This window comes from Burkholderia humptydooensis, from assembly GCF_001513745.1.
In the GTDB taxonomy this organism is placed as follows: domain Bacteria; phylum Pseudomonadota; class Gammaproteobacteria; order Burkholderiales; family Burkholderiaceae; genus Burkholderia; species Burkholderia humptydooensis.
On record NZ_CP013381.1, the window covers coordinates 221,945 to 244,148 of the forward strand.

The window sequence follows — 22,204 nt, forward strand, 5'->3', positions numbered from 1 at the left end:
ATGAGCACCTCTCGTATCGGCGCATCGCCCCCGCCTCCCGTCGACGACAAGGCTCGGAACGGTCGCTCTTCCACGTATTCCGACGCCGAGTCGATCGCCGGGCAATTGATGTCACGTGCCGAAGCGGCCCCCGATTTTCCTGCGTTCGCTTCCGTCGGCTCATCGGAAGATGTTTGTTTGACCAATGCGGGTCTATGCGAACGCGCATCCGCAATTGCGTTTCGCCTGGCGCGTGTCGCGTCGGTCAGCGATCGCGTGATGCTGGCTTTTCGGAATCCTCTTGATTTCATTCCCGCCTTCTTCGGCTGTTGCCTGGCCGGCACGATTCCTGTTCCCGTGGCGCCTCGGCATGGCCGCGACACGATGCTCGCGATCGCGCAGGATTGCGGCGCGGCAATTGCGTTGACCGCCGAGGAGCGTGAGGCGCTGCCGGGTATTCAGTGGATGCGCACGGACGACGGCGAACGTCGCGCGCCGTTCCTGAGCGTGGTCACCGACGACCATCCCGCCCTGTTGCAATACACGTCCGGCTCGACGCGAACGCCGCAAGGCGTCGCGGTGACGCACTCGGGGTTGCGCGCGACGATCAGGGACCTCGACAGCGCCGCGCTGCATGACGCCGACAGCATCATGGTGAGCTGGTTGCCGTATTTCCACGACATGGGGCTCGTCTACGGCATTCTCACGCCGTTGTACTGCGGCTTCACCGCGTATCTGATGCCGCCGGAAAAATTCATCGCACAGCCGATGTCATGGCTGCGGGCGATCGCGACCGTGCACGGCACGCACACGGCGGCGCCCAATTTCGCGTACGCGTTATGCGCGGATCGCGCCGCCGATCTCGCGCCCGAAACTGATCTTTCCTCGTTGCGCTTCGCGCTCAATGGAGCCGAACCGATTCGGTGCGAGACGGTACGCCGCTTCGAGGCGGCGTTCGCGCCGTTCGGCTTGCGGCCATCCGCGGTGATCCCCGGTTACGGGCTGGCCGAAGCGACCCTGAAGGTGGCGTCGGGACGCAGTGGCGAGGGGACGCGCAGCGCGCGTTTCGAGCGTGATGCGCTGGCGCTCGGCCGCGTCGTCCCGCATCGGGACGGTGTCGAACTCGCATCGTGCGGCACCAGCCTGATCGACACGCGCGTGAAGATCGTCGATCCGCAAACGTGCCGGCCGTGCGCGCCGGATGTCATCGGAGAAATCTGGGTGACCGGGCGAACCGTCGCCCGGAGCTACTGGTGTCGTCCTCAAGAAACGCAGCGGGTCTTTCGCGCGCGACTCGACGATGGCGAAGGTCCGTGGCTGCGGACCGGCGATCTCGGCTTCGTGCACGACGGCTCGCTGTTCGTCGCAGGCAGGCTGAAGGATCTGATCATCGTCGGCGGCCGGAATTTTTATTGCCATGATATTGAGGACTCCATATCTGGATGCCACCCCGCCATCCGGATGGGGCGGGTATTCGCCGCGGCGATCGAAAGCGCGGACGGCGAAGGGATACTGGTCGGCGCCGAGGTGCGCAGCGGCTGCGACGAGACGGCGGCCCGCGCGATCATTCCGGTGATTCGCTCGGTGTTGATGAACGAACACGGCGTCGCGCCGGCGCGCATCGTGTTGCTGCGGCGGGGGAACATCCTTCGTACGTCGAGCGGGAAGACCCGCCGGGCGGCGACGCGCGACGCGCTTCTGCGCGGTGACTTGCAGATCGTTGCCGATGACGGCGGCGGCATGACCGGCGACGCTATCCTGGCCGAGATCGCGCGATTTGTGCCGGGGGCTGCGGCGCAGCCGGCCAGCCGGCTTATCGACCTCGGACTCGATTCGCTGTCGGCCGCTCGGCTGGCCGCGTCGGTGCGCGCGCGCCATGGCGTGGACTTGACGTTCGCGACGCTGTTCGCCGCGTCGGCCGATAGTTTGAAGCGCGAGATCATCGACAGGCGCAGCGCGCCGACGGCGGCCCCCGCGGCGCCGAGGCACTATGAGGCTGACCAGCCGTTCGAGTTGTCCGAGATGCAGCAGGCGTATTGGATCGGCCAGCAAAGCGGCGTGCCGCTCGGTAGTGTCCAACCGCATATTCGAGTCGATTTCGAAGTCGACCATGCCCGCGTGCCCGATCTGGGCCGGCGGCTGGCGCAGCTTGTCGAACGCCACCCCGCGCTGCGGATGGCGGTGCGCGGCGATGGGCGTGCGATCTTCGAGGCACACGCCTACGATCCGGTCCTGCCTCAGCAGGACTTGCGCGATCTGGACGAGTCGACATTGGCCGAGCGCTTGTGCGCCGTGCGCGCGGAGCTGGCCGACGGCAACGGACGCCCCGTCGCCGCATGCTTCAGCCGCATCACGGATACGATGGCCATCCTGCATGTGCGCCTGGGGCTGCTCGCCGGCGACCTGCGCAGCTTTTTGCTGCTGGTGCGCGAACTGGTCCACGGCGCGTCTCGCGAGCCGTCTCCCGGCATCGTGCCGCTCGCGCCGCCGCCGTTGCCCGATGAACGCCGCGAAGCATGGCTGCGCCGCGTCGACTCGATTGCGCCCGCGCCGGAGTTGCCGGCGGCGATGGCGCTCGCCGACGTCGTCGACCCACGTTTCGTCAATCTTCGCCGGGAATTGCCGGAGCCGCTGTCCGCGGCGCTGACGGCGCGCGCGCAGGCGCTGGGCGTCACGCTCGCTTCGTTGTGCACCGCCGCGTTCGCCGACGTCGTGCGATTGTGGTCGGCGGCGCCCGAGTTCACGCTCAACGTGACCTGCAATACGCGTGCGGCGCAAGCCGGGGAAGCGATCGGCGACTACACCAGCAATACCTTGCTTTCCCTGCGCGAGCGTCACGCTTCGTTCGCCGAGTTTGCCCGGGCGGTGCAGCGGCAAGTCTGGGCCGACCTGGACGAGCCATGGTGCTCCGGCGTGTCGATCCTGCGCGAGCTCGGTCGCCGCAACGGCGCGCCGGTGCTGATGCCGGTAGTCCTGACGAGCCTGCTGTCGGGCGACCCGGCGGACGACCTGGCGATCCTCGACGGCGTCGGCCGCGTGGTCGACATGGCCAATCCGACGCCGCAGGTGTCGCTACACGCGATTCTCGGCCGGCGCGGCGAGCAGGTGGCCGTGATGTGGGAGTTCGTCGCGCAGCTGTTCCCGGACGGCATGGTCGATGCGATGTTCGCCGCCTTCCTTGGCGCGCTGGAAACGCTCGCGACGGAGCCGGCGGCCGCCGGGCGGCCCACGATCGCGCGACTCGCGCCGGAGCAGGCGGCGCGGCGCGCGGCCGCCAATGCCACCGCGGTCGAGCGCGCGCCGCGTCGGCTGGAGACGCCGATCGTGCGACACGCGCGCGTCGCGCCGGACGCGGTCGCGGTGAGGCAGGGCGAGACGGCGCTGACTTATGGCGCGCTGCTGCATGACGCGGAAGATATCGCCAGCGCGTTGCGGCAACGCGGCGTCGCGCGCGGCGACGTGGTGGCGGCGCTCGTCGCGCCGGGCCCGCGCGCGGTCGCGGCGCTGCTCGGCATCGTGATGGCGGGCGCGGTGTACCTGCCGATCGAGCCGTCCTGGCCGAGCGCGCGCATCGACGAACTGCTCGGCGAGGCCGGCGCCCGTCACGCGGTCGTGACGGCGGGCGGCCTGGAGCTGCCGGTGCCGACGCTGCGCCTCGACTTGCCGCTGCCGCGCGGCGTGCCCGCGCTGCTGGCGGACACCGAGGCCGGCGATGCGGCCTACGTGATTTTCACATCCGGCTCGACGGGGCGGCCCAAGGGCGTGCTGATCGCGCACGACGCCGCCGCGAACACGATCGACGACATCAACGCGCGTTTTGCGGTCGGCCCGGCCGATCGCACGCTGTGCGTGTCGTCGCTGGCCTTCGACCTGTCGGTCTACGACATCTTCGGCGCGCTGGCCGCCGGCGGCACGGTGGTGTTCCCTGAGCGTGCGCGCGACCCCGATGCGATCGCTCACGCGCTGCGTGACGCGCAGGTCACGATCTGGAACTCCGTGCCGGCTGTGCTCGAACTGCTGCTCGACGTGGCCGCGCCGCGCTCGCCGGATCTGCGCGTCGCGCTCTTGAGCGGCGACTGGATCCCGCCGGGGCTGGCCGCGCGGCTGCGCGACGCGTTTCCGGCGCTTCAGCCGATCAGCCTGGGCGGGGCGACGGAGGTGTCGATCTGGTCGGTCGTACACCCGATCGCGCCCGCCGACGCGGTGCTTGCGTCGATTCCGTACGGCCGGCCGCTGTCGAACCAGCAGTGCTTCGTGCGCACGCCGGACGGCCGCGAACGTCCGGACGGCGTGGTGGGCGAACTGCTGCTCGGCGGGCGCGGGCTCGCGCTCGCCTATCTCGGCAACTACGCGGAAACCGCGCGCCGCTTCTTCGTCGACGCAGACGGGCAGCGGCTCTACCGCACCGGCGACCTCGCGCGCTGGCTGCCCGACGGCGAACTCGAACTGCTCGGACGCATGGACGGGCAGGTCAAGGTACAGGGCTATCGGATCGAGCTGGGCGAGATCGAAGCGGCCGCGATGCGCGCGGGCTGCCTCGCGCGCGCGGTGGCGTCGGTGGCGCGCCGTAACGGCGCAACGGTGATCCAGTTGCACGTGGTCGCGCGTCCCGGACAGGACGGCGACCTCGTCGCGGCCGTGCGCACCGAGCTGGTGCTGCGCCTGCCTGCCTACATGCAGCCGCATCACGTGATGGTGCTCGATGCACTGCCGCTGACGGCGAACGGCAAGGTCGACCGCGCGCGCCTCGCCGCGCTCGCGGCGCCGGTTCCGGTGACGTCGGCCGCCCCGGTCGCGGCGCGGCGCGACGCGTCGCTCGAGGCGAAGATGCGCGCCGCATTCGCCGAGGTGGTCGGCGTCGACATCGACCCGCAGCAGGGCTTCTTCGATGCGGGCGCCACCTCGATGCACATCGTGCGGCTGCGCGCGCTGCTCGCGTCGCGCGGCGTCGCGGTGCCGCCGCTCGTCGATTTCTTTTCGCTGGCCACTGTCCGGGCACTCGCTGCGCGCGCCGGGTCGGGCGACGCGGACCTTTCCCCCATGACCGACGTTAATGGCGTGCGGGCCTATCGACAGCGCGTGCGCGCACGCAAGGAGGCTTTGTGATGACTTACGACATACCCGTCGACGCCGTGGCGATCATCGGTGCAAGCTGCCGCCTGCCCGGCGCGGCCACCCTCGAACAGTTCTGGTCGATGATCGCCGAGGGCCGAGTCGCGATCGAGCGCTTCGGCGCCGACGCGGCGCGCCGCGAAGGCGTGCCGGAGACGGTGCTGGCGCAGCCCGGCTTCGTCGGCGCGGGCGGCCCGCTCGACGGCGTCGACCAGTTCGACGCCGCGTACTTCGGCATCCAGCCCGCGCAGGCGGCGGCCATGGATCCGCAGCAGCGGATCTTCCTCGAATGCGTGCACGAGGCGCTCGAACGGGCCGGGCACGGCGCGGTGTGCGACGCGCGGGTCGGCATCTGGGCCGGCTCGGCCACCGTCGACTATCTCGTCGATCACGTGCACGACCGGCTCGACCGCGCGTCGCCGAACCGCTATCTGCAGCAATGGGTCGGCGTCGACAAGGACTATCTCGCGACCCAGGTCGCGTATCGGCTCGATTTCGGCGGCCCGGCCATCACGCTGCAGACGGCCTGCTCGACCTCGCTCGTCGCGGTGGTCCAGGCGCTGCAGGGGCTGCTGAGCTTCCAGTGCGACTTCGCGGTCGCGGGCGGCGTGAGCGTCGCGCTGCCGCAGCGGCAGGGGCATGTGTACGAGGAGGGCAGCATCCTGTCCGCGGACGGCGCGTGCCGACCGTTTACGACTGACAGCAGCGGCACCGTGTTCGGCAACGGCGCGGGCGTGGTGGTGCTGCGCCGCCTGGAGGATGCGCTCGCCGACGGCGATCCGATCATGGCGGTGATCCGTGGCGGCGCAATCAACAACGACGGCGCGGCGAAGGTCGGCTTCACCGCGCCCGGCGGGCGCGGGCAGAACGACGTGATCCGTCAGGCGCTGGCTCTCAGCGAGGTCGACGGGACGTCGATCGGCTATGTCGAGACGCACGGCACGGGCACGGCGATCGGCGACGAGGTCGAGCTGGCGGCGCTGCGCGCGGCGCTGGGCGAGCGCGCCGAGGCCGACGCGCGCTGCGCGCTCGGCACGCTGAAGGCGAACGTCGGGCACCTGAACGCGGCGGCGGGCGCGTGCGGGCTGATCAAGGCCGCGCTCGCGGTGGAGCATGGGCAGATTCCGGCCGCGGTCGGCGCGGCGCACGCGATCGACGCGCTGCGCGGCGACTCGGTGTTCTACCTGCCGGCGGCGACGTCGTCGTGGGACGCGCCGGTGCGGCGCGCGGGCGTGAGTTCGTTCGGCATCGGCGGCACCAATGCGCACGTGATCGTCGAGGCCGCACCACCGCGCGCGCCCCGCGCGTCGCATACCGCGCCGCTCCTGCTGCTGTCGGCGCGCGGCGCGGCGTTGCCCGCGCTGTGCGCGGACTATGCGGCGTTTCTCGACAGCCATCCCGAGCTGCGAATCGAGGACGTATGCCTGACGGCGGCGCTCGGGCGTCGCCATTGGGAACAGCGCGCAGCGTTTCGCGCCGCGTCCCGCGCGGAACTGATCGACGCGCTGCGCGCGTTCGCCGCCGGCGAACCCGCTGCGGGCGTGATCGCGGCAGAGGTGCCGGCGCGCGTGCCGGAAGTGAGCTTCGCGTTCGGCGGCGCGCATGACCTCGATGGGGTGCTTGCGCGCGTGCAGGTCTGGCAAGCGAGCGGCGTGAGCCCGGCCAGCGTGTGCGCGACGGGCGACGGCGTGTTCGCGGCGGCCTTCGCGGCGGGCGCGCTGAGCGTCGACGATGCGCGGCAGCGCCGTGCGGACCGCGCCGTCGCGCCGTCGCTGCTGTGGATCGGCGCGGCCTCGGGCCTGCCGCTCAACAGCGCCGAGGCCGTGCGCGCCGAACTGGCGAACGCCGCGGCGGCGAGCGCTGCCGACGCCACGGCGGCGCTGGAAGCAGCCGGCGCGGAATACGTGCTCGACTTTGGCGACACGGCGCTGGGCGCGCAGGCGGGCGGCATGGTGTCGCTCGATCCGGCGTCGCCGGATGCGCTCGCGCGGCTGTGGACCGCCGGGATGACGCTCGATCTCGCGCAGCATTACCGCGGCGGCAACCGGGTGCTGCTGCCGACCTATCCGTTCCAGCGCCAGCGGCACTGGATCGACCGCGCGCCGCGCTTCGCGACGGGCGGCGCGACGCCGTTCCTAGGGCGGCGCACCGACGCGCCCGCGCTGAACGCGACCTTCTTCGACGCCGAGTGGAGCGTGGCCACGCTGCCGTTCCTGCAGGATCACGTGATCTACGACAAGGTCGTCGTGTCCGGCGCGGCGCTCGCGGTGATGATCGCCGACGGCGCGCGGGCACTCACGGGATCGGACGCGTGCGTGCTGAGCGACCTGCGTTTCCCTGCCGCGCTGGTGATTCCGCCGGGCGCGGCGCGGCTAGTCCAGCTGCAGTTGGTGCGGGATGGCGACGGCTTCGAGGCCACGGTGCTGACGCCCGAAACCGTTGACATCCACGCGACGGCACGGGTCGACGCCGGCGAGGCACCGGGCGTCGCGCCGTCGGAAGCGGTGCAGGGGGAAGCGATTTCCGCCGATCTGCTCGATATGTGGCTGCGCGCGCGCAGCGTCGTCATGGGGCCGACCTTCCGGCGGCTCTCGGAGATGGTCGTCGGCAACGGCGAGGCGTCCTGCGCGATGCGCGCCGACGCCGAGGATGAGGGCTGGCACGTGCACCCCGGGATTCTCGACTCGGTGCTGCAGCTAGTGGCGGCCGCCGCGCGGCCCGAGGGCAGCAAGGCATTCGTGCCGACCCGTATCGCGCGGCTCACGCTGCACGGGCGCACGGGCGCCAGGATGCGCTGCCACGCGTCGGCCGGACGCGGGCAGGCGAGCGTATTCGACGGCAGCCGGATGCTGATCGAACTGATCGGCCTCGAATCGCGCGAGGTCACGCGCAACGAACTGCTGCGCATCGAGCCGCTGCGCGACGGCTATGCGGTCGAATGGCGCGACGTGGCGGACGGCGCGCGCGCCGCCTTGCCGGAGCCGATCGTGATCGTGCGCGATGCGGGACAGGTCGCCGCGGGGCTGGCCTCGCTGCTGCGCGACGAGCGCAAGGACGCGCAGGTCGTCACGCGGGTGGACGAGATTCCGTTCGACCGGGCCGGTCTGATCGTCGATTGCCGCGGGGTGGACGCGCGCGCGGACGCGCCGGATGCGGCGCGCTACGAAGGGGCGCTCGCGCTGTTCGCCGCCGCGGCACGACGCGACCAGCCATGCCGGATCGCCGTCGTGCTCGCGCCGGACGCACCCGCTTCGGCGCCGCTGCAGGCGCTGTCGCGCGCGGTGGCGATGGAAACCCCGCATCTGCAGACGCTCGCGCTGCATGCGGGCGACGCGCATGCGATCCGTCGCGGCCTCGACTATATCGACAGGGAGACGGAAGTCGCGGTGCGCGGCGATGCGGTCAGCGCGCCGCGCTTCGAAGAACGCGCGCTGCCGCGCCGTGCCGATCTCGCGCTCGCGGGGGACGCGACCTGGCTGATCACGGGCGGCCTCGGCGAACTCGGCCTGCGCGTCGCGGGCTGGCTCGTGGCGCTCGGCGCGCGCACGCTGGTGCTGACCGGCCGCCGGCCGGCCGATGCCGCCGCCGAGGCGGTACTGGTCGCGCTGCGCCGCGACGGCGTCGACGTGCGAGTGCGGCAGGCCGACGTCGCGGTGGAGACGGACGTCGATGCGCTGCTCGCCGAGATCGATGCGACGCTGCCGCCGCTGCGCGGGATCTGCCATCTGGCGGGCGTGGTCGAGGATCGTCTCGTCGTCGACGTCACGCCGGAATCGCTGGCCGCGACGCTCGCGGGCAAGGCCCACGGCGCATGGCTCCTGCACGAGCGCACCCGGCGTCATCCGCTTGAGCACTTCGTGCTGTTCTCGTCGGCCGCCGCCGCGTTCGGCGCGCCGGGGCAGTCGACCTATGCGATGGCGAACGCCTACCTCGATGCGCTCGCCGCGCACCGCCGCGCGCAAGGCTTGCCCGCGCTGTCGATCGCCTGGGGGCCGTGGCAGGACGTCGGCATGCTGGCCCGCACGAGCGCGACCGCGAAGCGGCGGCTCGCGCAGCTGGGCATCGGCCAGATCGAAACCGAATGCGGCTGCGCGACCTTCGAGATCGCGCTGGCGACCGCGCTGCCGCCGCACATCGTGCTGCTGCCGGTCGACTGGCCGAAGCTGATCGAGCAATGGCCGCCGCATGTGCCGGCGAGCCGCTTCGCCGAGATTGCCGCCGCGCAGGCCGGCGCGGCGATCACGTCGTCGGTCGCCGAACTGCTCGCGCTGCCAGCCGACGAACGGCGCGCCCGCCTGTTCCAGCTGCTCGCGGAAGACGCGGCGGCCGTGACCGGCACGCCGCTCGCGTCGCTCGATCCGGAGCGCTCGCTGTTCGACTACGACCTCGACTCGCTGCTGATCACCGATCTGCGCGTGCGGCTCGAAAAACGCTTCGGCCGCACGATCTCGACCACGGTGATTTTCTCGAACCCGACCATCGCCGCGCTCGCGGACCATCTCGCGCGCACGATCTTCGGGGCGGCGGACAGTGCGCCCGCGACGCCCGCCGTGCCGCTTGCGGCCGCGCGGGCGGACGCCGCCAACGTCGACATGTCGACGGATACGGCGCAGCTGTCGCAAGAGGAGATCGTCGAAATGCTCTCCGCCAAACTGGACGAACTTCGGGGAGCGGGCGCGCAATGAGCCAGATCGATACGACTGTCCTGATGCAGAACGCGCTGCGCGAGATCGAGCGCCTGCAGCGCAAGCTCGGCGGCGTCGAGCAGCAACTGCACGCGCCGATCGCCGTGGTCGGCATGGGCTGCCGCTTCGCGGGCGCCGATTCGCCCGAGGAGCTGTGGCAGCGCCTCCTCGACGGCGCGGACGGCGTGCGCGAGGTGCCGGTCGAGCGCTGGGACGCCGAGCGCTACTTCGATGCGGACCCGGACGCGAGCGGCCGTATCTACTGCCGGGCCGGCAGCTTCCTGGACGACATCGTGTCCTTCGACGCCGGGTTCTTCGGAATTTCGGCGCGCGAGGCGGCGATGCTCGATCCGCAGCAGCGCATGCTGCTCGAAGTGGTGTGGGAAGCGATCGAGCGCGCCGGCATTCCGGCCGCCGAGCTGAAGGGTTCGGCGACGGGGATGTTCGCGGGCGTGATGCACCAGGACTACGCGCACCGCTTTCGCCAGGCCGACGACGTCGACCTGTACACCGCGTCGGGCAATGCGCCCAGCGTGCTCGCGGGGCGTGTGTCGCACGTGCTCGGCCTGCACGGGCCGACGCTCACGATCGACACCGCCTGTTCGTCGTCGCTGGTCGCCGTGCATCTCGCCTGCAATGCGCTGCGCGCGGGCGAATGCGACATCGCGATCGTCGGCGGGGTCAACGTGGTGCTGTCGCCAGTGTCGACCGCCGCCGAGTGCCGGGCGCACATGCTGTCGGCGAGCGGCCGCTGCCGCTCGTTCGACGACGGCGCGGACGGCTTCGTGCGCGGCGAGGGCTGCGGCGTGGTGGTGCTGCAGCGGCTCGCCGACGCGCAGGCCGCCGGCCGCACGATCGACGCGCTGATCGCGGGCTCGGCCGTCAATCACGACGGCCGCAGCGCGGGCCTGACCGTGCCGAACGAGCATGCGCAGCGCGAGCTGGTGCGCAGCGCGCTGCGCGCCGCGCGCGTCGACGCGTCGCAGGTGCGCTACGTCGAGGCCCATGGCACCGGCACCGCGCTCGGCGATCCGATCGAGGCGGCGGCGCTCGCCTCCGTGTTCGCGGGTCGTGATCGGGATGCGCGCGTGCTGCTTGGCTCGATCAAGAGCAATTTCGGGCACCTCGAAGGCGCGGCAGGGATCGCCGGGCTGATCAAGGCGGTGCTCGCGGTTCGCCACGGCGTCGTGCCTGCCACGCTGCACGTGCGCACGCCCAATCGCGGCATCGAATGGGACACGCTGCCCCTGCGCCTTGCGCTCGGCAACGAACCCATCGATACCGGCGACACGCCCTGTATCGCGGGCGTCAGCTCGTTCGGCTTCAGCGGCACCAATGCGCATGCGATCGTCGTCGCGCCGCCGCGCGGCGACGACGGCGAGGCGGCCGGCGCGACCTCGGATGCGGGCGTGCAGCTGCTGGCCGTCTCCGCGAAGTCCGACGCTTCGCTGCGCGGCAACGCCGTGCGCTATGCAGATCATCTCGAAGGTCTCGATGCATCGGCGTGGGCGGCCGCGTGTCATGCGTCGCACGTCGCGCGTTCGCATTTCACGCATCGGCTCGCGGTGGTGGCCGCCAGCGCGGACGAGATGGTGCGCGAGTTGCGCCGTTTCGCGCGCGGCGAGGCGGCGGCCGTGCGCAGCGGCGTGTGCGGCGCGATGCCGCCCGGCCGCGCGGCGGCGTCCGCCGACGCGGACGAGGCGCGCGACCCGGCCGAGCGCCTGTCGGCGCTCGCGCAGCGCTACGTGGCCGGGCAGCCGGTTGACTGGCCGGCGCCGGGCGGCGCAAGAGGCCGTCTCGCGCTGCTGCCGACCTATGCCTTCGACCGCCAGCGCTACTGGATCGACGAGCGCCGCGCGACGGCCGCGTCGCCCTTGTACCGGGTCGCATGGCAGCCGCTGGCGACGACGGCCGGTGTACGCCGCGCGGGCGCGCGGATCGTCGCGGGTGACCCCGCATGCTGCGAGCAGGTGGCGCACGCGCTCGAAGCCGTGGGCGAGCGCTGCACGATCGTGCCGGCCGATCACGACGCGATCCGCTGCGCGGGGCCGGCCGACCTCGGCATCGTGCTCGCGTTCGATGCCGCGACGCCCGATGACGAGGCGGTGGCGGCCATCGCGCGCCACGGCGCGCTGCTGGGCGCGCTGGCGCGCGATCTGGCGGCAACGCTGTCAGCGGGCCCCGTCACGGTCGTCACGCGCGGCGCAATGGCGACTGGGCCGGCGGAGGACGCCGATCCCGTTGCCGCCGCGCTGAGCGCGGCCGTGCGGGTGGCGCGGCGCGAGCAGGGCCAGGCCTGGCGCGGCACAATCGACGTCGACGGTTCGCCGGCGTCGTTCGACACGCTCGCGGCGCTGCTCGCCGACGCCCCCGAGGAGGAGCAACTCGCGGTGCGCGGCGCGACCGTGCTGGTGCCGCGCCTGCGGCGCGCCGGCGCCGGCACCCCCGACGCGGTGCCAGTGCTCGATGCCGACGCGGCCTATGTCGTGACGGGCGGCACCGGCGCGCTCGGCCTCGCGACCGCGCGCTGGCTCGCCGGTCGCGGCGCACGCCATCTGCTGCTGATCAGCCGCGGCGCCGAAACCGGCGACGCCGTGCAGGCCGCTTGTGCGCGCCTGCGCGCCGACGGCGTCGACGTGCGCGTGGCGTCGGCCGACATCGCCGACGCAGGCGCGCTGCGCGACGCACTCGCCGCGGCCGGCCGGCCGATTCGCGGCGTCGTGCACTGCGCGGGCGTCGTGCGCGATGCGCCGCTCGACACGCTGGACGCCGCGGCGTTCGCGGACGTGCTGCGCGCGAAGGTGGGCGGCGCGGTCTTGCTGGACCGCCTGACCGACGCGCAGCCGCTCGACTTCTTCCTGCTGTATTCGTCCATCTCCGCCGTGGTCGGTCGTCACGGCCAGGCCACGTATGCCGCCGCGAACGCGTATCTCGATGCGCTCGCGCAGCGGCGCTGCGTGCGCGCGCGTCCGGCGCTGTCGATCGGCTGGGGTCTGTGGGCGGCCGGCATGGGTGCGGCCGATGCGAAGACGGCCGCACGGATTCGCGCGGGCGGCCTGCATCCGCTCGGCGAAGCCGACGCGTTCGCGGCGCTGGAACAGGCGTTCACGGGCGAGCCGCATGTCGTCGTCGCGGCGATCGATGTCGACCGGATCGCCGCGCAGCCCGACTTGCCGCGCCTGATCGGAGGCCTCACCGGCCGCGCGCCGGCCGCGCGCGCGCGGACCTTTTCTTTTGAACAACTGCGCGGCCGCACGGCCGACGCGCGCCGTGCGCAGGTGGCCGAGTATCTCGACGCCGAACTGCGCGCGGTGCTGTCCAGCCCGGCGGCGCTGTCGCATCAGGCTTCGCTGCTGGATCTCGGCGTCGACTCGTTGACCGGTGCGGAACTGCGCAATGCGCTCGAACGCGCGCTGGGCGTGTCGATTGCGATCACGCACATGATCGACGGCTCGTCGCTCGACGCGCTGATCGAGCGCGTCATGACGCAGGTGGAGCGCCGGCTCGTGACCGAGCAGACGTCGGCCGCTGGCGCCGACTCGGAGGAAATCACGCTATGACCATGGCCCGGCTCATGACCGATCTTGCCGACGCGGGCATCACGCTGCACCGCCGCGGCGACCAGCTTCACGTCCAGGGGCCGCCGGGCGCGCTCGACGGCGCGCTCGTCGCGCGCTTGCGCGACGCCAAGCCGGCGCTGCTGCGCGTGCTCGACGACGAGGCCGCGCGCGCGGCGCCGCTCGCGCCGGCGCTGCCGGGCGAGGCCGGCGACGAGGCGGCGTTGTCGCCGGGGCAGGCCCGTCTCGTCGCGGCGACGCAGCTCGGCGATCCGGCGATGTACAACGAACAAGCCGCGATCGAACTCGCGGACGCCGTCGATGCGGCGGTCATCGCCCGCGCGTTCGCGGCGCTCGCGCGCCGGCACGACATCCTGCGCACCGTGTTCGTCGACGGCGAACCGCAACGGCAGGCCGTACTGGCCGAGCCGGCCGTCGCATTGCAGCAGTGGGTGGTCGACGGAGACGACACGCTGCGCGCGCGGGCCGCGGAACTGGCCCGTGTGCCGTTCGCGAGCGGCGCGCCGATGTGGCGCGTCGATCTGTTCTCGACGCCCGAGCGGCTGGCCGTGCTCGTGCTGACGATCCATCACGCGATCTTCGATCGCTGGTCGATGAGCGTGCTGATCCGCGACTTCAGCGCGTACCTCGCCGCGCCGGAGGCGCAGGATGCGCCGCAGGCCGCGTCCCCGCGCCTGAGCTATCGCGACTTCTCGGCCTGGCAGCGCCGCTGGATGGCGACGCCGGACTATGCCGCGCAGCTCGACAGCTGGGTCGACACGCTCGCGGCGGTCGACGAGGTGCCGGCGATACGCGGCGACCGCGCCCGCCCGAGCGCGCCGAACCGGCGCGGCGGCACCGTGCGCGTCGAGATCCCGGCCGACTGCATCGATGCGGCCGCAGCGTTCTCGCGCACGCGCAACACGACGCTGTTTACGACCCTGTTCAGCGCGTTCGCGCTGCTACAGCATCGCTACACGGGCGAGGCCCAGGTATTGACGCTGACCCCGGCGGCCAACCGGCCGTTCCAGGCCGCCGAGGATATCGCCGGCTACTTCGTCAACCTGGTCGCGCTCGCGGCGAACGTGCGCGACGACGACAGCTTCGGCGCGCTGGTCGACCGGATGCGCGACGTCACGGCGCGAGCCTTCGCGCAGCAGGGCGTGCCACTCGACGCGATCGTCGAGCGGCTGCGCGCGCGCGGCGGCCCGCGGCACGACCAGTTCGCGCAGACCGTGTTCGCGTTCCAGAACGTTCGCCTGCCCGCGGTGCGCACCGCGAGCGGCACGGCGACGCCGTTCGATCTCGACAGCCCGTTCGCGCGCTTCGATCTCTACCTGTCGATCGAGGGCGACGAGCGCGGCACGTTCGCGGTCTGGCAGTACGACACCGACCTGTTCGACGCGGACACGATCCGCCAGCTCGGGACGCACTACCTCGCGCTGCTGCGTGCGGCGCTGGCCGCGCCCGACGCGAACGCGCAGGCTTTGCCGATGCTGTCCGACGACGAAGCCGCGCGGCTGCGCGCGTGGGGACGGCATGCCGAGCCGTATCGCGCCGACGCCACGATCGTCGCGCTGTTCCGCGAGCAGGCGGCGGCCCATCCCGGGCGCACCGCGCTCGAACAGAGCGCCGCGCGCTGGACCTACGCGGATCTCGATCGCTGGTCGGATCGCGCGACCGCCTCGCTGCGCGCGGCGGGCGTCGCGCCCGGCGCGGTGGTGGGCGTCGCGGGCGAGCGCTCGCCGCGCCTGCTCGCCGCGTTCCTCGCGGTGTTGAAGGCGGGGGCGGCTTATCTGCCGCTCGATCCCGGTTATCCAGCCGCGCGCCTGCGCGCGATGCTGGCCGATGCGGCCCCCGCGCTCGTGATCGTCGCCGACGGGCTCGACACGGGGTGGCTCGGCGACTACGCCGGCACGGTGCTGCGCCTGTCCGACTGCGAAGCCGAGGCCGCGCCCGCGCGCGTGGACGCCGCCGGCGACGCCCGGCGCGCGACGGCGGACGACCTGGCCTACGTGATGTACACGTCGGGGTCGACCGGCCAGCCGAAGGGCGTCGCGATCCCGCATCGCGGCGTCGTGCGGCTCGCGACGGGCGGCGCGTATGCGCGGCTGGATGCGTCAACGGTGATGCTGCAGCAGTCGCCGCTCGGCTTCGACGCGTCGACGTTCGAGATCTGGGGCTGCTGGCTGAACGGAGGCCGCCTCGTGCTCGCGGCGTCGGGCATGCCGTTCTTCGATGCCGTGTCGGCGGCGATCGCGCACGACGGCGTCACGACGATGTGGCTCACGGCCGACCTGTTCCGCATGATGGTCGACGAGGAACCGGCCGCGCTCGGCGGCCTGCGCGAACTGCTGGCGGGCGGCGACGCGCTGCCCGTCGCGAGTTGCCGCGCGTTTCTCGACGCATGCCCGGGCGTCGCGCTGATCAACGGCTACGGTCCGACCGAGAACACGACGTTCACCTGCAGCCATCGCGTGACGGCGGCCGACGTGCGGCGCGGCTCGATTCCGATCGGACGGCCGATCGGCAATACCGAGGTGCGCGTGGTCGACGCGCGGGGGCGTCTCGTGCCCGTCGGCGTGCCCGGCGAGCTGTGGGCAGGCGGCGACGGGCTCGCGCTTGGCTATCTCGGGCGCGCCGACCTGACGGCCGAGCGCTTCGTCGACACGCAGCCGCCAGACGGCGGGCGCTGGTATCGAACGGGCGACCGCGTGCGCTGGCGGCGCGACGGGGTGCTCGAATTCCTCGGCCGGATCGACGCTCAGATCAAGCTGCGCGGCTACCGGATCGAACTCGGCGAGATCGAGGCGACGCTCGGCCAGCATCCCGCGCTGAGCGGCTGCGCGGTCGCGCTGCGACGCAGCGCGGCGGACGAGAAGCAACTCGTCGGCTATCTCGTCGCGCGGCCGGAGGCGCGGGCCGCGGCGGATGCGGGCGAGGTGCAGGCGTGGCTCGATTCGAGGCTGCCGGGTTATATGGTGCCGCGCACCTGGGTATGGCTCGATGCGTTGCCGCAGTCGGCGAACGGGAAGGTTGATCGGAAGCGTCTGCCGGAGCCGGTGGTAGAGGTTGGGACGGTGGCGGCGGGCAACGAGGCCGAGGCCGCGCTGGTGGAGATCTGGCAAGGGCTGCTTGGGCTTGAGCGTGTGGGGGTGCGGGACAACTTCTTCGCGCTCGGCGGCGATTCGATCCTGAGTATCCAGATGGCGTCGCGTGCGGCGGAACGGGGGCTGCGCATCAGTCCGCAGCAGGTGTTCAGCTATCCGACGATCGCCGAGCTGGCCGCGCAGGGCGGCGAGGCGGAAGAAGTGCGCGGCGTGATGGCGGAGCAGGGTGAGGTGCAGGGCGAAGTGATGCCGAGCCCGATCCAGGCATGGTATCTCGGCTGGCCGGGGAAGGACTGGGAACAGTTCAGCCAGGGGGCGTATCTGGGCCTGGGTGAACACCTTGAGCCCAAGGTGTTGATCGCCGCGCTTCAAGCGGTCGCGCAGCATCACGATGCATTGCGGATCGCGTGGCGGCATGACGGAAACGCGTGGCATCAGGACAGCGCTGCGGGTGCGCCGGTCGAGGTGCGCATCGAGGATCTGCGTGGTCTCGGCGAGGCGGAGGCCGAGGCACGTCTGGAAGCGAGCGCAGTTGAATTGCAGGCCGGTCTTCGATTGAGCGGTCCGAGCCTGTGGGCGGCGCGCCTGTACCGGATGGAGCAAGGCTGGCGACTGCTGTGGCTGGTGCATCACGCCTCGGTGGACGGCGTGTCGTGGCGGATTCTGCTGGAGGACCTGTGGCGCGGATATGCAGCGCTGCAAAAGAACGAAGCGGTGAAGTGGCCGGCGAAGACCGTGTCGTATCAGGCGTGGTCGCGAGAGATGTCGGAGTGGTCGCGCACGTTGCCGGAATCGGAGCTGAGGTACTGGCAAGAGAGGGACGTGCCGGGCATGCTGTTGCCGACTGACGGCGATAAGGCATCGGCAAACGTCGTCGGCACGGAATCGCGCGTATCGCTGCACTGGGATGCGGAGACGACCGAACGCTGGCTGCGGCAAGCAGGTGAGGCGTACCGGATGCGTCCTGAAGAACTGCTGGTCGCGGCGCTCGCGCGCACGCTGTCGGACTGGACCGGCACCGCCGAATGCGTGCTGGACCTCGAAGGCCACGGCCGGGATGGTCTGGCGGGCGTGGACGTATCGCGAACGGTCGGCTGGTTCACGAGCCTGTATCCGCTGCGCCTGCCGTTGAGCGGCGAGTTGTCGCGCGACCTGAAGTCGGTGAAGGAGCAGATGCGCGGCGTGCCTCACAGCGGGATCGGCTACGGCGCGCTGCGTCACGGCATCAAGGCACCGGAACTGGGCGGATACGATCGCACGATCTGTTTCAACTATCTCGGCCAATGGCGGCTGGACGAAGGCGGCGAGCCGCGCGCCACGTGGCTCGGCGAGCCGCCCGGCGGCACACGCTCGGCCGCGATGCGGCGGCGCTATGCGCTCGACGTCGTGGCGCAGGTTCACGACGGCCGCCTGCACGTCGACTGGCTCTACAGCAGCGCGCTGCACGAAGCGGCCACGATCACGGCCCTTGCCGACCGCTTCCGTACGGCGCTGGACGCGGTGCTCAGCCACTGCCTGTCGCCGCAGGCGGGGGGCCTCACGCCATCGGACCTGCCGCTCGCCCATCTCGACCAGAACGATATCGACGCCATCGAGCGCGACCATCCGCGCCTGGAGGCGCTGTACGGCGTCACGCCGCTGCAGCAGGGCATCCTGTTCCATTCGATCGCCGACGAGCGCGCATCGCTGTACGTCGAGCAACTGCACTGGAAAATGACCGGCGCATTCGACGTGGCGCGATTCGAGCGCGCGTGGTCCGACGTCGCGGCGGCGCATGCGTCGCTGCGCACGACCTTCCGGTGGCGCAACCTGAAAAGCGCGGTCCAGATCGTCCACGACCGGCTCGAACCGGGCTGGGACGTGCTCGACTGGCGCGCGCTGTCCGCGGACACCTGCGCCAGCCGCTTCGCCGCGCTGTGCGAACTCGACCGCGAACGCGGCTTCGATCTCGAACGCGGGCCGTTGCTGCGCGGCACGCTGGTGCGCGAGCCCGGCGATGCATGGCGCTTCCTGTGGAGCTACCACCACGCGATCGTCGACGGCTGGTCGGTGCCGCTGATCCTGAAGCAGGTTCTCGACCGTTATGCCGGGCTGGGCGCCGGCGACGCACGTCCGCTTCCGGGCAGCCGCTTCCTGCCGTTCGTGAACTGGCTGGCCGCGCGCGATCCGCGCGAGCAGGCCGCGTACTGGAAACAGGTGCTGCACGGCATCGACGAGCCCACGCCGATCGGCTTCGCATCGCCTGCGCGCGGCCCGCAGCCACAGGGGCAGGGCCGGCGCGCGTTCACGTTCACCCCCGCGTTGCGCGATCAGGTCGACCGCGCCGCGCGGCACGCCGGCGTGACCCGCGCGAGCCTGCTGACGGGTGCGTGGGCGCTGACGCTGGGCTATGCAGGCGGCGGGCGCGACGTCGTGTTCGGCATGACCCTGTCCGGCCGCCCCGCGACGCTGCCGGGCGTCGAACAGATGGTCGGGCTGTTCATCAACACGGTGCCGGTGCGCGTCGGCATCGACGACGACGCGCGCGTCTCGTCGTGGCTGCAGGACCTGCATCGCCAGCAGAGCGAACGGGCGCGGCTCGGGGCCGCGTCGCTCACGGACATCCAGCGCTGGGCGGGCTACGACGGCGACGCACTGCTGAGCAGCCTGTTCGTGGTCGAGAACTACCCGGTCGACCGGACGCTGGCCCGGCGTGACGTCGGTCTCGACCTCGACGTCAGTGAGTTCGCGGCCGTCGCGACGCGCACCAACTATCCGCTCGTCGCGCAGCTGATCCCGGGCGACGATACCGTGCTCCTTGTCGATTTCGACACGTCGCGTTACGACGACGCGGGGATTGGCCGGCTTGGCGCGAGCTTCCTGCACGTGCTCGCGCAGCTCGCCGCGCAGCCGGACGCGCGGCTCGGCGACCTCACGCTCGTCGACGACGGCGAGGCGCGCCGGCTGATTCACGACTGGAACGCAACGCCGCCCGTCGGCGAGGGCGATCTGCTGCACGCGGGCATCGAACGGCATGCGCGGCTCACGCCGCTCGCGCCCGCGATCGTCGGCGACGGCGATGCGATGAACTATCGCGAGCTGGCCGACGAGACGCTGCGTGTCGCGCGGGCGGTCGCGGCGGCGGGCGCGCGGCGCGAGCCGGTCGCCGTGCTGCTGCCGCGCGGCACGCGCACGGTTGCCGCGTATTCGGGCGTGATGCGCGCGGGCTGCGCCTACGTGCCGGCCGATCCCGCGATGCCGCCGGGGCGCCTGCGCGATGTGCTCGCGACGGTCGGGTACGTGCTGACGACGCGCGCGAATCTGTCGCTGCTCGATGGCGTCGCGGCGCGCGCGATCGTCATCGACGCGCACGAGAGCGCGGCAGCCGATGCCGCGCTGCCCGAGGTCGCGCTCGACGATCTCGCCTACGTGATGTTCACGTCGGGTTCGACCGGCAAGCCGAAGGGCGTGATGATCACGCACCGCGCCGCGTCGCTGACGATCGAGGCGATCCTGCGCCGTCATGCGATCGGCGCGTCCGACCGGCTGATGTGCGTGTCGGCGGCGGGCTTCGACCTGTCGGTGTTCGATTTCTTCGGGGCGTTCGCGGCGGGCGCCGCGGTCGTGCTCGCGCCGGAGTCGTCGACGGTCGCGCCGGGCGTGTGGCTCGACCTGATGGCGCGCGAGCGGGCGACGGTCTGGGAATCCGTGCCGGCCGTGATGGAACTGCTGCTGCTCGAATGCCGGCAGAGCGATCGCACGTTGCCGCCCTCGCTGAAGCTCGTGATGCTGAGCGGCGATCGCGTGCCGGTCGGGCTGCCCGCGCAGATTCGCGCGGCCGCGATCTCCGATCCGGAAGTGCTGGCGCTCGGCGGCGCCACCGAGGCGGCCATCTGGTCGTGCTGGTACGACACGCGAGGGCTCGCGCCCGACGCCGCGTTCGTGCCGTACGGCCGTCATTTGCCGGGGCAGCGCCTCTACGTGCTGTCGTCGTCGCTGCAGGCGGTGCCGATCGGCGTGCCAGGCGATCTGTGGATTGCCGGCGCGGGGGTGGCGCTCGGCTATCTCGGCCAGCCCGATCTGACGGTTTACCGGTTCGTCGACAACCCGCATGTGCCGGGCGAGCGGATGTACCGGACGGGCGACCGCGCGCGCGTGCTCGCCGACGGCAATCTCGAATTCCTCGGGCGCGTGGACGATCAGGTCAAGATCGGCGGCTTCCGGATCGAGATCGGCGAAATCGAGGCCGCGCTCGCGGCGGCACCGGGCGTCGAACGCGGGGTGGCGTCGGTGTTCGAGCGCGACGGGCGGCGGATGATCGCGGGCTATGTGCTGTTGCGCGCGAACGCGACGTTCGACCTTGCGGCGATTCGCGACACGCTTGCGCGGCGTTTGCCGCCTTACATGCTGCCCGCGTCGGTCATGGCGCTCGACAGCGTGCCGCTGAGCGCGAACGGGAAGGTTGATCGGAAGCGTCTGCCGGAGCCGGTGGTAGAGGTTGGGACGGTGGCGGCGGGCAACGAGGCCGAGGCCGCGCTGGTGGAGATTTGGCAAGGGCTGCTCGGGCTTGAGCGTGTGGGGGTGCGGGACAACTTCTTCGCGCTCGGCGGCGATTCGATCCTGAGTATCCAGATGGCGTCGCGTGCGGCGGAACGGGGGCTGCGCATCAGTCCGCAGCAGGTGTTCAGCTATCCGACGATCGCCGAGCTGGCCGCGCAGGGTGGCGAGGCGGAAGAAGTGCGCGGTGTGATGGCGGAGCAGGGTGAGGTGCAGGGCGAAGTGATGCCGAGCCCGATCCAGGCATGGTATCTCGGCTGGCCGGGGAAGGACTGGGAACAGTTCAGCCAGGGGGCATATCTGGGGCTGCGCGAGCATGTCGAGGCCGAGGTGTTGATTGCCGCGCTTCAAGCGGTCGCGCAGCATCACGATGCATTGCGGATCGCGTGGCGGCATGACGGAAACGCGTGGCATCAGGACAGCGCTGCGGGTGCGCCGGTCGAGGTGCGCATCGAGGATCTGCGTGGTCTCGGCGAGGCGGAGGCCGAGGCATGCCTGGAAGCGAGCACAGTTGAATTGCAGGTCGGTCTTCGATTGAGCGGTCCGAGCCTGTGGGCGGCGCGCCTGTACCGGATGGAGCAAGGCTGGCGACTGCTGTGGCTGGTGCATCACGCCTCGGTGGACGGCGTGTCGTGGCGGATTCTGCTGGAGGACCTGTGGCGCGGATATGCAGCGCTGCAAAAGAACGAAGCGGTGAAGTGGCCGGCGAAGACCGTGTCGTATCAGGCGTGGTCGCGAGAGATGTCGGAGTGGTCGCGCACGTTGCCGGAATCGGAGCTGAGGTACTGGCAAGAGAGGGACGTGCCGGGCATGCTGTTGCCGACTGACGGCGATAAGGCATCGGCAAACGTCGTCGGCACGGAATCGCGCGTATCGCTGCACTGGGATGCGGAGACGACCGAACGCTGGCTGCGGCAAGCAGGTGAGGCGTACCGGATGCGTCCTGAAGAACTGCTGGTCGCGGCGCTCGCGCGCACGCTGTCGGACTGGACCGGCACCGCCGAATGCGTGCTGGACCTCGAAGGCCACGGCCGGGATGGTCTGGCGGGCGTGGACGTATCGCGAACGGTCGGCTGGTTCACGAGCCTGTATCCGCTGCGCCTGCCGTTGAGCGGCGAGTTGTCGCGCGACCTGAAGTCGGTGAAGGAGCAGATGCGCGGCGTGCCTCACAGCGGGATCGGCTACGGCGCGCTGCGTCACGGCATCAAGGCACCGGAACTGGGCG

The 22,204-nt window shown here is 71.6% G+C and carries 4 protein-coding genes (1 of these 4 only partly in view); all 4 read left to right on the forward strand.

Annotated features, from left to right (window positions below):
* Tightly spaced (each overlapping or abutting the next), the 4 genes in view from AQ610_RS19265 to AQ610_RS19280 form a layout consistent with a single transcriptional unit that may run on beyond the window.
* A complete protein-coding gene (locus AQ610_RS19265) occupies positions 1-5,085 on the forward strand; it encodes a non-ribosomal peptide synthetase (RefSeq protein ID WP_231748973.1) in 5,085 nt (1,694 codons plus the stop codon).
* Positions 5,085-9,776, forward strand: coding sequence for an SDR family oxidoreductase (locus AQ610_RS19270; RefSeq protein ID WP_231748974.1), 4,692 nt, complete (start codon positions 5,085-5,087; stop codon positions 9,774-9,776). Before AQ610_RS19265 ends, AQ610_RS19270 begins: the two co-directional genes overlap by 1 nt.
* Positions 9,773-13,336: a type I polyketide synthase gene (locus AQ610_RS19275; RefSeq protein ID WP_043283373.1), complete on the forward strand. Its 3,564-nt coding sequence runs from the start codon at positions 9,773-9,775 to the stop codon at positions 13,334-13,336. The genes AQ610_RS19270 and AQ610_RS19275 overlap by 4 nt, the downstream gene beginning before the upstream one ends.
* On the forward strand, positions 13,333-22,204 hold the 5' portion of the coding sequence (locus AQ610_RS19280; RefSeq protein ID WP_082262297.1) for a non-ribosomal peptide synthetase. It continues 374 nt past the right edge of the window; the window shows 8,872 of its 9,246 coding nt (coding positions 1-8,872); the start codon lies at positions 13,333-13,335; the stop codon falls past the right edge of the window. The genes AQ610_RS19275 and AQ610_RS19280 overlap by 4 nt, the downstream gene beginning before the upstream one ends.